At 34.8% G+C, this 15,276-nt stretch carries 15 protein-coding genes; 3 read left to right on the top strand and 12 right to left on the bottom strand.

The genetic code is table 11. The features are described from left to right. Positions 1-94: 94 nt before the first annotated feature. The 4 genes from AABL87_RS13610 to AABL87_RS13595 form a co-directional block, all read right to left on the bottom strand. A complete protein-coding gene (locus AABL87_RS13610; RefSeq protein WP_006257209.1) occupies positions 95-949 on the bottom strand; it encodes an energy transducer TonB in 855 nt (284 codons plus the stop codon). Between the two features lie 23 nt (positions 950-972). Further along, the gene (locus AABL87_RS13605; RefSeq protein WP_006257210.1) at positions 973-1,512 is read right to left on the bottom strand and encodes an ExbD/TolR family protein; all 540 of its coding nucleotides are present in this window, start codon (positions 1,510-1,512) and stop codon (positions 973-975) included. Between the two features lie 18 nt (positions 1,513-1,530). Then, positions 1,531-2,160: an ExbD/TolR family protein gene (locus AABL87_RS13600; protein ID WP_006257211.1), complete on the bottom strand. Its 630-nt coding sequence runs from the start codon at positions 2,158-2,160 to the stop codon at positions 1,531-1,533. An 81-nt stretch (positions 2,161-2,241) separates the two neighbouring features. Next, entirely contained in the window at positions 2,242-3,081 is an 840-nt protein-coding gene (locus AABL87_RS13595; RefSeq protein WP_006257212.1) for a MotA/TolQ/ExbB proton channel family protein, read from the bottom strand. 339 nt (positions 3,082-3,420) lie between these two features. Here AABL87_RS13595 and AABL87_RS13590 point away from each other — a divergent pair, with 339 nt between their 5' ends. Beyond that, complete coding sequence (locus tag AABL87_RS13590; protein WP_006262877.1) at positions 3,421-4,953, top strand: helicase HerA-like domain-containing protein; 1,533 nt, start codon at positions 3,421-3,423, stop codon at positions 4,951-4,953. A gap of 44 nt (positions 4,954-4,997) precedes the next feature. On the opposite strand, the gene AABL87_RS13585 is transcribed toward AABL87_RS13590, so the two are convergent. The 8 genes from AABL87_RS13585 to dtd form a co-directional block, all read right to left on the bottom strand. Then, a complete protein-coding gene (locus AABL87_RS13585; protein WP_016650220.1) occupies positions 4,998-6,332 on the bottom strand; it encodes an FAD-dependent oxidoreductase in 1,335 nt (444 codons plus the stop codon). Between the two features lie 305 nt (positions 6,333-6,637). Then, positions 6,638-7,723: an agmatinase family protein gene (locus AABL87_RS13580; protein WP_006257215.1), complete on the bottom strand. Its 1,086-nt coding sequence runs from the start codon at positions 7,721-7,723 to the stop codon at positions 6,638-6,640. A 132-nt stretch (positions 7,724-7,855) separates the two neighbouring features. After that, positions 7,856-9,133, bottom strand: a complete 1,278-nt coding sequence (kynU, locus tag AABL87_RS13575) for a kynureninase (protein WP_016650219.1) — start codon at positions 9,131-9,133, stop codon at positions 7,856-7,858. 153 nt (positions 9,134-9,286) lie between these two features. Next, entirely contained in the window at positions 9,287-10,336 is a 1,050-nt protein-coding gene (gene queA / locus AABL87_RS13570) for a tRNA preQ1(34) S-adenosylmethionine ribosyltransferase-isomerase QueA (RefSeq protein ID WP_006257217.1), read from the bottom strand. 134 nt (positions 10,337-10,470) lie between these two features. Continuing rightward, positions 10,471-11,697, bottom strand: a complete 1,227-nt coding sequence (locus tag AABL87_RS13565; RefSeq protein WP_006257218.1) for a 3-phosphoshikimate 1-carboxyvinyltransferase — start codon at positions 11,695-11,697, stop codon at positions 10,471-10,473. A 7-nt stretch (positions 11,698-11,704) separates the two neighbouring features. Continuing rightward, positions 11,705-12,031: a nucleotide pyrophosphohydrolase gene (locus tag AABL87_RS13560; RefSeq protein WP_006257219.1), complete on the bottom strand. Its 327-nt coding sequence runs from the start codon at positions 12,029-12,031 to the stop codon at positions 11,705-11,707. Positions 12,032-12,033: 2 nt separating this feature from the next. After that, on the bottom strand, positions 12,034-12,237 hold the full coding sequence (locus tag AABL87_RS13555) for a hypothetical protein (protein WP_006257220.1): 204 nt from the start codon (positions 12,235-12,237) through the stop codon (positions 12,034-12,036). Further along, a complete protein-coding gene (gene dtd, locus AABL87_RS13550) occupies positions 12,237-12,689 on the bottom strand; it encodes a D-aminoacyl-tRNA deacylase (RefSeq protein ID WP_006257221.1) in 453 nt (150 codons plus the stop codon). The genes AABL87_RS13555 and dtd overlap by 1 nt, the downstream gene beginning before the upstream one ends. 198 nt (positions 12,690-12,887) lie before the next feature. On the opposite strand from dtd, the gene AABL87_RS13545 reads away from it, so the two are divergent. Together AABL87_RS13545 and AABL87_RS13540 are read left to right on the top strand one after the other, a co-directional pair. After that, positions 12,888-14,219 (top strand): metal-dependent hydrolase family protein, encoded by a 1,332-nt coding sequence (locus tag AABL87_RS13545; RefSeq protein ID WP_006266380.1) that lies wholly within the window; start codon positions 12,888-12,890, stop codon positions 14,217-14,219. Positions 14,220-14,447: 228 nt separating this feature from the next. Then, on the top strand, positions 14,448-14,948 hold the full coding sequence (locus AABL87_RS13540) for a hypothetical protein (protein WP_006257223.1): 501 nt from the start codon (positions 14,448-14,450) through the stop codon (positions 14,946-14,948). Positions 14,949-15,276 lie beyond the last annotated feature (328 nt).

Here is a 15,276-nt window from a genome sequence, read left to right as displayed (position 1 = left end):
CCTAATCCTAAATAAAGTAAAAAGAAGCATAGTCCGAAAACAAACAGAAATCGCTGTACTAGCGATTTCTGTTGAAATTTATTTTTAAACATACCTATTGTACTTGGATAGTAATTGGTAATGTAAATTGTGATCTAACACTTCTATTGTTTTGAATAGCAGGTTTCCATTTTGGCATAGATTTAAGTACACGTACTGCTTCTTTACCAGCACCGTAACCTGGGTCACGAGCAACTTTAATATCTGTTAATGAACCATCTATCTCAACAATAAACTGAACGATAACCTGGATTCTCTTCACTCCTGAGTCGATATCTGGTGTTCTGAATCTACTGATAAATTGCTTGTTGAAAGCTGCCATACCACCAGGATATTCTGCTCTAACTTGTACTGCTACGAATACCTTATTAGGGTCTCCATCTCCAGATACTTCTTGCTTTTTATCTTTATCAGCTTCACCTGTACCTTCTCCCGTTTTGATTTCTCCTTTTTCCTTATCCCCTTTAGCGTCTTTCACTCCAGGATCTGCATCCTTAAGATCTTCTTGAGTAGTTAACTTTTCTGTTACTTCCTCTTTCTTCGCTACTTCTGGTTCAACGAATTTTTTAGTATCATTCACGTTCTTCACTTCCTCTACTGGTGGTGGAGGTGGTGGTGGAACATCTTCTGGTGGTGGAGGTAATTCCTCTACCGGCGGTGGAAGATCGATCTCTTTAATTTCTAAAGGCACATCGTATTTCTCCACATTTTTAACTCCAAAAGTACCTTTTGCCATGTCTATCAACATTGGAGAAGCTATTGCTATTCCAAAAAGAGCCATACCAGCAAACAAAGCTACTGTAGTAACCTTTGGGTTTTCTGATCTTAATTGATAAGCTCCGTAAGATTTGTTACGTCCTTCGAAAACAATATCAATCCAATCTTTTTTAAAGATATTTAATTTTGACATTTCTTTTATTATTTAGACGTTAACTATTTCTCACCTAAGAACTCTAAATCCTTATCAGAGATATCAACGATAGCATAAGTTTTTGTACCTGTAATTGCCATTTCGTCTAAGATATCTACTAGATTACGATAATTTGATTTCTCACTAGCTTTGATAATTACAATTAAGCCATCTTCAGGATTTTGAGAATAAGCCAAAGCTTTTTTGGTATTCTCCATAATTACTTTTCTTATCCCGTTTTGACCGTATGAACTATCTGTAGGTCCCACTAATGGTTCATGAGGCATTCCCATATACCATTTTATTTTATTATCCGCACCGATTAAGACAGTCATCGTACGATTCTCATCTACTTTCGTTTTATCTTCTTTCTTTGCTTCTTCAGACTTGTCTGGCATAGCTAAGTTCATCGACTGCGGTTTATTCATTGATGTAGTCAACATAAAGAAAGTAATCAATAAGAAAGCAAGATCCACCATCGCAGTTAAATCCACTCCAGCATTCTGCTTTTTACTTCTTACTTTTTTATCCTTGTCGCCTCCACCTGTATTTAATTCAGCCATTTACAGTTTGTTTAATGATTAAAAATCCTCATTTCTTAGACCTGTCACCAAGTAGAATTTGTTTAGACGTTGCTCCTGCATAACATCCATAACACTTTTCACTTTTGGATAGTTTACAGTTGCATCTGCTTTAATCGCTACTTCAAGAACTTTATTGTTCAAGTCTTTAGCTACAACACGAGCTGTCTGAACCCAATCCTTTAATTGGTTATTTACAGAATCTGTAGGAATCCCAGGTTGGTTTGAAGTAACTTTATTTCTAACATCTGGCGGAAGATTTAAGAAACTTTTCAAATCTTGCATTGGTGTACCAACACCTTCTAAGAATGAAAAAGTCTTTTTCTCTTCATCATTAAATTCTATATTGTAGCGCTCTCCCATTTTTTCAAGAGTTGCGATACGATCCTCTCTACCTAAAACCCCAAAGAAAACCTTTTCTGATCCTTCTTCACCTCCGATAGTAACTGTAGCTAAATTCACCTCTGGTAATTTAGTTTGTACTGTTGAAGATGGAGTATCCACAGGTAATGGTTCTGGCATTTTAGCAGTAGAAGTCAATACGAAGAAAGTCAAAAGTAAGAATGACACGTCACACATTGCGGTCATATCCACTCTCATACTTTTCTTTTTCATTTTACCTTTTGCCATTGATAGTGTTTTTTATAAACTAAACCTGTATTGATTCTAAGTCTACACAGGCTTAGTATTATTATTATTTACTTATTCTAATTACTTTACTAAACCTTTGAATCTTCTGTAAGATTGAGTAATAGCAAATCCTGCTTCGTCAATTGAATAAGTTAATCTATCAATTTTAGTTGTAAATGAGTTATACATAACAATAGCTAATGTAGAAGTACCAATACCTGTTGCAGTACATACTAACGCCTCAGAAATACCTGTTGCTAATGCTGCTGAGTCAGGAGTACCAGAAGTTGCTAAAGCTGAGAACGCTTTAATCATCCCTGTTACTGTACCTAATAATCCTACTAACGTACCAATAGATACTAATGTAGCTAATACGATCATGTTTCTTTCTAACATTGGCATCTCTAATGTAGTAGCCTCTTCGATTTCTTTTTGAATTGCTTCAGTAGCTTCTTCGCTATTGAATCCTTCTTTTTTCATTTCTTCATACTTGATTAATCCAGCTTTTACTACGTTAGCTACTGACCCTTGTTGAGCGTCACATGCATCCATAGCCTCGCTGATTCTTCCAGCATTGATGTTTCCTTGTAAGTCTTGTACGAATTTACCTACATTACCTTTTCCTGATGCTTTAGAAATTACAAAGAATCTCTCGATTGAGAAAACTACAGTCATTGTTAATAATCCAATTAACGCCGCTACTACAATTCCTCCTTTATAAACCATTCCCATGAAGTTTCCTGGTAGTGGATGTCCGTTTTCTGGATCACCGTTTTCAAAGTTAGCTGGGTTACCCATTACAAATTTCCAGATAATGTAACCAAATACAATACAAAATACTACTGCTAGTGATGCAATTACTCTGCTTGCTCCTGAACTAGATCCTTTTTTCTCAACTGATTCGTTTGATACTTTTGTCATCTTTTTAAAAATTTAATTCTTTTTTTTTCAATTATTACTTATTACTTATTTTCTCTTTTAAAACTAATGAGAGTCGCAAATTTATGTTTTTAGATCAAATAAAAAAATTTATAATGATTTTTTTCAACTCTTTCTTTCTTGATTTAACACAGAGGAAATTTAACACCCCGTATTAAAAGGAAATGTTAAGCTAAGGTAAAGATAACAACTCTAAATGAAATAAACTAAAGCATTTTTTACATTACCTTCAAATTTAACATTTCAAATTTATATATAATTTATTTTGCGAATACATTATCTTTGTTAAAGTTTAAAGATGTTTTTTACAAAATGACAACTATGAATAAAGATAACTTCAGCACTAATCTCCAACAAGGCTATTCTTTTAAAGGAGATTATATAACGATAGGTGCAGCAAAATTAGAAGGTGAGATTCTAGCCGATCACTTTATCAATATTCCGCTCAAAACCATTAATAGACATGGACTTATAGCGGGGGCAACGGGTACTGGTAAAACAAAAACAATACAAGTATTATCTGAACAACTTTCTGCTAAAGGTATCCCCGTTTTAATGATGGACATTAAAGGAGACTTTAGTGGTATAGCAATGAGCGGTGTAGAAAATGACTTTATAAAAGACAGACATTCTAAGATGAACTTGCCTTTTACACCTTCTGGATTCCCTGTGGAGCTATTATCAATTTCGCAACAAAATGGCGTAAGACTTAGAGCTACCATAACTGAATTTGGTCCAATCTTATTCAGTAGAATACTAGATTTAAATGAAACTCAGTCTGGTATCGTCTCTCTTGTGTTTAAATACTGTGATGACAAACAACTTCCTTTACTTGATTTAAAAGACTTTAAAAAGACACTTCAATACTTAACTAACGAAGGAAAAGAAGAAATAGAAGCAGAATATGGTCGTATTTCTGCAGCTTCAACTGGGGCTATTATTCGAAAGATAATAGAATTAGAACAGCAAGGAGCAGATATATTCTTTGCAGAACCTTCTTTTGATATACAGGATTTAATGCGTATTGACGAGAATGGGTATGGATATGTAAACATTCTTCGTCTAACAGACATACAAGATAAGCCTAAACTTTTCTCTACTTTTATGCTAAACCTACTGGCGCAAGTCTATTCTCAGATGCCAGAACAAGGGGATAGTGGACAACCAGAACTAGTAATCTTCATAGATGAAGCGCACTTAATATTTAACGAAGCAAGTAAAACACTATTAAATCAGATTGAAACCATCGTTAAGTTAATTCGTTCTAAAGGAATAGGAATTTACTTTATCACACAGAATCCTACTGATATTCCGAATGGTGTACTAGCACAACTAGGTCTAAAAATACAACATGCACTACGCGCATTCACAGAAAAAGATCGCAAAGCAATAAAAACTGCTGCAGAAAACTTCCCTTCTACAGAATATTATAAGACGGATGAGATTATTACTTCTATGGGAACAGGAGAAGCTTTAGTAACTGCTCTAAACGAAAAAGGTATCCCCACCCCACTTGCAGTATGTACTATGCGTGCACCTATGAGTAGAATGGATATCTTATCTGATCAAGAAATAAATGACCTCATAACCAAATCTTCTCTTGCTAAAAAGTACAATGAGTATTTTGATAGAGAAAGTGCTTATGAGATACTAACTGCTAAACTAGAGGCTCTAAAACAAGAAGAGCAAAAAGTAAAAGAAACAAAAACAAGTACTACTAAAACACAACAAGGAAATAGTGATGTTACAAAAGGAATTATTAAAGTTGTAACTAGTGCTACTTTTATAAGAGGCGCTTTTGGTATCTTAAATAAAATATTATCTGGAGGAAACTCTAAGGGTAAACGCAAATAAATAAAAAAGGGTATATGCAATTGTATATACCCTTCTTCTTTATATTATAGAAGAGACTTTATCTTATTCATTACTTCATCACTATCCCATTTATCTTCGATATTGTCCATCAACATCACTTGATCCATTATATGAGTTTGCCTATCTCCTTCTGCTAAAGCAGAAACATAGCTTTCTGTACTAAAAGTTACTCTATCATATAAAGGCAACCATAACTCAGGGTATACCTCAGCAAACTTGCCTTCAATTTTCTTACGTAACAAGAACATATCATCTGCTGTATCTTCACTCATCTCCTTAAAATTTCGATAAGACAGTTCTGCTATAGCATCTCCATTAGGTTTTCTTTCTTCTTGATATTTTTTCAAGATACCCAGCCAACTATCATTTTCTCCTTGGCTTATTATTTGGTTAAGAACATACACATCTTCTAATCCAGCATTTAATCCTTGCCCATAAAAAGGCACTACTGCATGCGCGGCATCACCAATAAGAGCGACCTTATCTTCAGATACCCAAGGATAACACTTCATTGTTACCAATGAATTCACTGGGTTCTCTTTAAATTGTTCTAAATAATTTGGTATCAAAGCATCTACATCCTTAAAGTAAGTAGTAAAAAACTGATTTATTTCAGCATCTGAATTGATTGTCTCAAAAGACACATCTCCATCATAAGGCATAAATAATGTGCAAGTAAAAGAACCATCAACATTCGCCAAAGCAATAAACATAAAGTCTTTTCTTGGCCAAATATGAAATGCGTTCTTAGATAACTGATGTTCTCCATTAGGCATTGCCTCTATACGAAGTTCCTTATATCCTAAATGTAGATATGATTGTTGGTACTCAAATCTACTTTGTTTTTGCATTTTAGCTCTAACCCTAGAATACGCTCCATCAGCACCAAAGATCAAGTCCGTTTTAATTTCATTCCACTGATCACTTTCTTTTTCTGCTGTATATAGAATTCCTTTTTTCAAATTAACATCCCATATCGGAGTATCAAACTTAAATAATACACCTTCTTTCTCTGCAATAGAAATCAACTCCTTATTTAGTCCTCCTCTGGATATTGCCCATATAGAGTTTCCTTTTATACTATAAGGCTGGTATTTAATATCCCCCTCTTCTGTATGAATTGCTCTTTCGGACATGGGGATACCAAGTTCTCTTACTTCATCTTCTATACCCAATTCTTTTAATATCCTCCATCCTCTATCTGATAAAGCTAGATTAATAGATCTTCCTCTAAAGTCTATATTTCGAATATCCTCACTCTTATCGTATACTGTAACCGTATAGCCTTTCTTTTTTAAGCTGATTGCCAACACTACACCAACCAATCCACTACCAACTATGGAGATATCTTTTACCATTACGCTAACTAATTTATTTTTAACAAATTAAAATACAGATCCTTTGATTACTTATATTTTAACTCTAATATTCTCTGTACATTTAAGCAACAACACAACTAACAGATTCCCTATGAAAGATTTAATTTGGATCCTAGTGATACTTCTTTTAACAGGGTGGTATCTCTTTTACATCGTATTTAATATAGAACATATCTTAGTCTCTATATTACTATTTGCTGCTACTATACTTTCTTTGTATAATATATTCTTTTGTGACAAACCTATAAAAAAATAAAGAGTCTCGTGAGACTCTTTATTTTTGTTTATTTCTTAAACTCTATTTTTTGTCCTACTGCTAAGCCTTGTGATTTTGCAAATGCTCCACACATATGGAACAATAATCTAGCCCCTACATTTCCATCCCAATCATCTTCTCCTGGCGCTACCTCTACTAAATCCATTCCTATAATTAACTTATTAGATTCTGATAAACGAGTAATCATATAAGTTGCTTGCTCATAAGTTAATCCTCCTGGTACTGGTGTTCCTGTATTTGGACAATACCAAGCTAATAAAGCATCAATATCAAAACTAATCGCTACTTTCTCAGGTAATGAAGCGATGATTTGATCACATTTATCTTTCCAACTCATCCCTTCAAATTCGTCTTTCTTCAAATCTGCATCAGTATGCACCAACACTCTTCCATCTGCTTCTACTACTGTTGCAACTTCTTGTTCACAGAAATCACGAATACCTACTTGCACAATTGTCTTTACTTGAGGTAATTTTAATGTATTGAACATAATAGATGCGTGAGAGTAAGTAAACCCTTCATAAGCATCTCTTAAATCCATATGTGCATCAAAGTGTAAAATACCAAAAGCATCGTGATGTTTTGCTAAAGCATTGTAATATCCAAATGGAGTACTGTGATCTCCTCCTAATAATACTACGCGTTTTCCTTTTGCCATCCAGTAAGATACTTTCTCTTCTACTTCTTTGTGAAACTTATCACATACTGCATTAATTGTATCTAAATCTTTTTGTAATTCTGGTAAGTCTGCAATATTCTCACCATTCTCAAGTGCTTCAATGATTGGCTGAGCCATTTCTTTATATTTTGCACTTTCTACAGCCCAATGTTCTGGAGCCTCATCTATATAGATACCTAGCTTCCATAAATCAGGATATTGTTGGTGTAATAAGTCTACTTGATAAGAGGCTTCTAATATAGCTTCTGGTCCTTCTGATGCTCCTGCTCCGTAACTTACTGTTACTTCCCATGGTGCTGGTACCACTATAATCTCACTCTCCTCAGCTGTAAAAGGTAATCCATATATCGTCGCATCTGCTAATCCTGGCTGAGATGGATCGAAATTATCTATCTTATTTTGTTTAGTTGACATCGTATTTTATTTTTTGCAAATGTAATTTAATTTAAATGATAGACAAATCAGGCAAATTAAATTCTATTAAATAACTATTCATTCCTTATTTTTCTCTACTACACGAATACAGTAATCTATCATACTAATAATCTAAAAAAGACTATCTGCCTTTTTTAGAATCTCTCCGAAACGATATATACCTTCATAAGAAGTATAAAATGGCACTGGTGCTAACCTAACTACATTAGGTTCTCTCCAGTCTACGATTACTCCTTCATTCATTAAATACGAAAACAAATCTTTACCTTTTCCATGAAGAAATACAGAAAGTTGGCTTCCTCTCTCACTTTCTTCCTTAGGCGTAATTAACTCATAATTAGCATTAACAGCTTTAGCTACATCTTCCATTACAAATTCAAGATAAGCAGTAATCTTTCTTTGTTTTGTTATCAAAGCCTCCATACCCACTTCATCGAACATCTCTATAGATGCTAAATAGGGAGCTAAACTAAGAATAGAAGGATTACTAATTTGCCATCCATGTGCACTCTCTACTGCATCAAATTTTTTCTCCATTAAGAAACGACGTTCTTTATTATGTCCCCACCATCCAGCTAATCTTACTAAATCTTTATCTGTATGGTAACGTTCATGAATGAAACAGCCTGATGCACTACCTGGTCCAGCATTCATATATTTATAACTACACCATGCAGCGAAATCTACATTCCACTCGTGCAACTTCAACTCTATATTACCAGCAGCATGAGCTAAATCCCAACCTACCTTAGCTCCATATTGATGCGCATGGGCTGTGATAGTTTGAATATCGAACACTTGACCTGTATAATAGTTAAGTCCTCCTATTAACACTAAAGCAACCTCTTCTCCTACTTCATCTATCTTTTCTAATATATCCTCTAGTCTAAAGTTATGTTCTCCTGGTCTTTTCTTTAACTCTATAATAGCCTCTTTAGGATCTAGCCCATGTAATCTTACCTGAGACTGTATCAGATATTGATCACTCGGAAATGCTTTTTCCTCACATATAATCTTATACTTACTAGCAGTAGGACGATAAAAAGTAGTCATCAATAAGTGAAGATTAACAGTCAAGGTATTCATCACCGTAATTTCTGACGACTTCGCTCCTACTATTCTACTCAATGGTTCACTTAAACGTTCGTGGTAATCCCACCAAGGTTTCTCTGCGTAGAAATGCCCCTCTACTGCTAAAGCCCCCCAATCATTCATAACCTCATTGACATACTCTACAGCTCTTTTGGGTTGTAGTCCCAGCGAATTACCTGTAAAATATATAACCTGTTTTCCATTCACCTCTGGAAAGTTAAACTCATCTCTGTACTTAGCTAAAGGATCTTTTTCATCTAAGCTCTTTGCATAAGCAAGTGTATTTTCAAAACTCATTATATAGGAGTATTTCTGATTAAGTATTAACTGTAAATTTAGTTCTTTTTATACAAATACACTCCTAAACATAAGATAAAAGTCCACTCGTGCTATTCATAAAAAAAGCCTTTGAGAATCTCAAAGGCTTTCTAATTTATTTTGATTGATCTATTACAGAATCAACATTGCATCTCCGTAAGAGTAGAATTTATACTTCTCTTCTACAGCTTCTTTATAAGCTTTCATCATTAAGTCATGTCCACAGAATGCAGAAATCATCATTAATAATGTTGACTTAGGCATGTGGAAGTTAGTCACCATACAATCAGCGATACTGAAATCATAAGGAGGGAAGATAAATTTATTCGTCCATCCCACGAATGGGTTTAACGTTTGACTAGAAGAAACAGAACTTTCTAATGCACGCATACTTGTTGTACCGATAGCACATACTCTATTCTTTCTCTCTTTAGCTGCGTTTACAATATCACAAGCTTCTTGATTCACAAACATCTCTTCTGAATCCATCTTGTGTTTAGATAAATCTTCTACCTCTACTGGGTTGAAAGTACCTAAACCGATATGTAATGTTACATTAGCAAATTCAACACCTTTTATCTCTAAACGTTTTAATAAGTGTTTAGAGAAGTGTAATCCTGCTGTTGGTGCAGCTACAGCTCCTTCTTCAGTAGCATAGATAGTTTGGTAACGCTCAGCATCTTCTGGCACTACTTCACGATTAATGTACTTAGGAATCGGAGTTTCTCCTAATTCTTGTAATTTAAATCTAAACTCTTCGTAAGAACCATCGTATAAGAAACGTAAAGTTCTTCCTCTAGAAGTTGTATTATCAATTACTTCAGCTACTAATGAATCATCATCTCCGAAGTATAATTTATTACCGATACGTATTTTACGAGCTGGGTCTACTAATACATCCCATAAACGTTGTTCAGCATTTAACTCACGTAACAAGAATACTTCAATTCTCGCACCTGTTTTTTCTTTATTACCGTATAAACGTGCAGGAAATACTTTCGTGTTATTTAACACCATCACATCTCCCTCGTCAAAATAGTCAATTAAATCCTTGAATAATTTGTGCTCTATCGTCCCAGTTTTACGATCTACTACCATTAGGCGTGCCTCATCTCTGTTCTCTGCTGGAAACTCTGCCAATAATTCTTCAGGCAAATCAAAATTAAAGTTTGATAACTTCATTGAATATGTGTTTTGTTAGAAAATAATACTAAACTAATTTGGAAATCTAAGAGTATAGATGTCCAAATTGAGTACAAATATACAACCTCAGAGTAGGGGTTGTCAAGTATTTAGCCATATTTAATTTTACAGCTCTATTTTTTAACAATATTTACACCGATTTCAGCCAAACAATCCCAGTAATTTATAAATGACTTAGTTACAACCTCTGCTTCTAAAATAGTAACCTCTCCTTTCAGAGATAATGGAGCAAAAGCCATAGCCATTCTATGGTCTTGATAAGTTTCAATCTCTATTCCTTCTCTCATCCCTTTAGAAGGGTGAACAACAATAGATTCTTCTGTGATATCAACCACACCACCTAATTTAGTTAGCTCATTCTGTAAAGCCACTAAGCGATCTGTCTCTTTTATTTTTAAAGTATGTAGCCCAGTCATTTCACAACGAATGCCTAAACCAAAACAAGTCACAGCTATAGTCTGTGCCAAATCAGGAGTCTCTATCAAATCTGCTTTAAACTCAAAGTCTGTCTCTCTTACTTTTTCTAATTTTATGGTATAGTCTTCTAAGTATGTAGTCTCTACACCTAGTATAGTATACAGTTGACTTACTTGACTATCTCCTTGTAAGCTATCCTCTTTATAACTCTTCAGTTGCATAGTCGTTCCTATAGGTGACAGTGCTACAAAAGAATAGAAGTAAGAGGCAGATGACCAATCTGATTCTACTGTAAACTGTTCTGTACTAGCCTTGACTAAAGGTTTTACACTAATGATGTTCCCATTAAAAGAGCTCTCCACTCCTAATTGGCTTAATAGCTGTAGAGTCATCTCTATATAAGGACGAGAAGTAATATTACCTACCAAGTGTAATTCTATTCCATTCTTTAACCTAGTCCCTACTAATAATAGTGCTGTGATATACTGACTACTCACATCCGCAGGTAATTCTACCTTACCTCCTATTGCGATTTGGCCTTTTATATGAAGTGGAGGATATCCCTCTTTCTTACTATATGTGATATCAGCCCCTAACTGTCTTAGTGCTTCCACTAGTACACCGATAGGTCTTTCTTGCATACGACTACTCCCTGTCAGAGTAAGCTCACGAGTACTACACAACGAATAATAAGCTGTCAAAAATCGCATAGTAGTCCCCGCGTGATGTATATCTACTACATCACCCGTAGATGCTAATGCACCTTGCATGGCACATACATCATCAGAATCAGATACATTCCCTATCGTTAAAGATGGAAACAACTCTTGCAATATTAATAATCTATTGCTTTCGGATTTACTACCAGAGATAACAAGCGTCTTGTCATGCTCTACTTTACTTTTTAACAGCTTAATATTCACGTATTCTCTATTTTAATTTTTCATTATTGTGGTGACGGTCGTGATCTCTCTTTGTTTTCAAGTCCATCTTTTTATCAAATGCCTCTTGTAGATTCACACCAGTCTGATTCGCTAGACACATCACTACGAATACTACATCTGCTAGCTCCTCACCTAAATCTTTGTTCTTATCACTTTCTTTTTCAGATTGCTCTCCATATCTTCTAGCGATGATACGAGCTACCTCTCCTACTTCTTCTGTAAGCTGAGCCATATTCGTCAATTCGTTAAAATAACGAACACCGTGTTCCTTAATCCAATTATCAACTGCTAACTGTGCATCTTGAATATTCATAATTACTTATTTTTTGTTTTAAAAATTCTTCCTTTTACCCATTTGTCATAAACGAACATCAGTGCGATAAAGATAATATACTTTACCACAAAACTAATTAAACACTGCTCATCACCTGAAAAAGCACAACCGACCTCATCTGTTAAGAACCACGTCATCATCACATAGATAACCGTGAATAAACTAAACTTTACTAAACTATTCATTATTCTTTATTTTGACTATCTATTACGATTGTTACAGGTCCATCATTTAGCAATTCTACTTTCATATCCGCTCCGAATTTACCTGTTTGTATACGTTTACCTAAATCATTTTCTAACTTATCTATAAACTTCTCATACATAGGTATAGCAAAGTCTGGCTTAGACGCCTTAATATAAGAAGGTCTATTTCCTTTTTTCGTAGAAGCATGTAAAGTGAATTGACTTACTAATAATACCTCACCATCTACTTCTTTTACAGACTTATTCATCACTCCATTCTCATCTTCGAAAATACGCAAATTCACAATCTTACCTGATAACCATTCTATATCTAGTTTTGTATCAATATCCTCTACCCCTACTAAAACTAAAAGTCCTTGTCCTATATTACCAACTACACTACCTTCTACAGTCACAGAAGCCTTTGTCACACGCTGGATTACTACTTTCATCTCTTTGTTCTTTTTTATTCTATTACTTACAAACTTAAAAACTTTCTAAAGTTCTACCTTCATTTCATTAGATTAATTTCTAACAATAAAGTAGAATCAACTACTTCATAAAATATTATTAGGCAGAAAGCTACTTTTATAATAACTTAGAGGCTATATAATTTGTACACAGAACAATCTTCTAATTTTCCTTATTTTATGAAATTAAAATCCATAATAGCACTTTTTGTTGTTAGTACTTCTATCACATTTGCTCAGACCAAACAAGTCCTTATTGAGAATGTAAGAATCCTAGACCACAAGACTGCAGCCCTTACTGCGCCAATGAATGTCTTAGTCTCTGATCAAAAAATAGAGAAGATAAGCCCTTCTTCTATTTCTGTTAAAGGCAAAGATGTAACTAAAATCAATGGCAATGGAAAAACACTTATGCCAGGATTAATCGATGTACACGTACACATGGTATTCGGAGCTTTGACTATGGAACAAATGATGTCTCCTAATGCAACTCCTGAAAGCTTAATGCAAAATGTAGCTGTAGGAGCGCACAGCATGCTTATGCGCGGTTTCACTAGCGTTAGAGATGCAGGTGGCCCTATATTTCCTTTAAAAGCAGCTATTGATGCAGATAAGACTGCAGGCCCACGTATTTGGCCTTCAGGTGCTACTATTAGTCAGACTGCAGGACACGGAGACTTTAGAACTCCTAATGAGCGCTCTAGACGCTTCTTTGGGAAGCCTTCTCGTGCAGAAGAAATGGGGGCTACATTTATAGCAGATGGCCGTGACGAAGTACTTACTGCTACTAGAGAGAACCTACGCTTCGGTGCTAGTCAAATCAAAGTAATGGCAGGTGGAGGAACCTCTTCTGCTTATGATCCTATCGATGTTACACAATATACTTTTGACGAAATCAAGGCAGCTGTAGATGCAGCGGAAGACTGGGGTACTTATGTGATGGTACACGCTTATACTCCTAGAGCCGTACAACGCGCTATAGAAGCTGGTGTGAAGTCTATCGAACATGGACAAATGCTAGATGAAGAGACTCTAAAGATAATGGCTGAGAAGAACATTTGGTTAAGTCTACAGAACCTAATGGACAACAACGATAATATGGATGCGCAACGCAAAGAAAAACGCAAACCTGTACTAGAAGGACAAGACAAAGTATGGCCATTAGCCAAACAACTAGGAGTAAAACTAGCTTGGGGTACTGACTTCTTATTCGAACCAGAATTAAACAAAGAGCAAAATGACTATATCCTGCGTTTACAAAAATGGTTCACTAATGCTGAAATCCTAAAAATGGTTACTCAAGATAACGGAGAGTTACTTCAGTTATCAGGATTGCGCAGTCCATACCCTGGCAAATTAGGTGTAGTAGAAGAAAATGCTTATGCAGACTTACTACTTGTAGATGGAGATCCTCTAAAAGATTTATCTCTTATAGCTAATCCTGAGAAGAACTTTATCTTAATCATGAAAGGTGGTAAAATCTATAAAAACACCATCAATACGAAGAAATAAGAATATCATTATACTATAAGAAGACTGCCTAATAAGCAGTCTTTTTTTGTTTTAGTTATAGCCCATTGTTGCCCATTCTAATTTTAACCTCACTAAGGCTATAAAAATTCAATTATCTTTGCGCAGTTATTTTACGACCTACATGACTTACTTCTTTATAATAAATCAGTACTGTAAAATAACAAGGCTACTATCAAGCCTCCTTAAATTAAAATGTAATTCAAAAATATGAGAACAGAAATTTGCTCTTGTGAAGGCTTAGACCCTTTTTGTGATAAATGCTTCGGAACGGGTCATGCTCCTTTATCAACTTCAAAAAAAACTGTAACTAAACAGTCAAGCAAAGTAAAGCCGATTAAAAAAACAAAATCTTACTTGCCTGAGAAAATAGACTCTTTAACTAAAATAGAAATAGATGCACTTGCAATCAAGATTATCTCTACTTTAGACTTAAAGTCTAAAAAACAAATGCAGATTCTTAATTCTATTCCTTTTAGTACATCTACTTTTAGAAGAGATTATAAAGAAAAGTTTATTGACTTAGAAAATATCGAAACTGAAAAACAACAATTGAGAAATGACTTATTTATTATTGATCAAGAAATAGTATCAAAGAACTATAGAAGCCATTTCACATTCAGACATTTCTTATCTGATAAAGACGTTGATGTAACATCTAATCGAGAACTTAAAGGTTTAATTAGAGAATACAAAAAGCTTAAAAAATAAGCTGTTTTCTAAACCAAAACAAATACATCTGTACAGTTCACCTACAGCCTCAATTCATGTTGTCGCGGATGCCGTAATCCGTGACATTGATTAGAGGAAACACACAAGGTATTACATCTCTTCCCTCTGTATGAAAACACATACAACAAGCTCTATACTTGTATTATCTCCACTGTCCATAATCTGTATGGGGTGACATAGTTTGGGTGACACACAAGATATTGTGTCTCTTCCCACTGTATGAAAACACATATAACAACCTCTATACTTGTGTTATCTCCACTGTCCATAATCTGTATGGGGTGACATAGTTTGGGTGACACACAAG

This window comes from Myroides sp. C4067 (assembly GCF_038039665.1).
Lineage (GTDB): Bacteria > Bacteroidota > Bacteroidia > Flavobacteriales > Flavobacteriaceae > Flavobacterium > Flavobacterium odoratimimum.
Note: the sequence above shows the minus strand (reverse complement) of the source record. Positions and strands in the feature narration are given on the sequence as shown.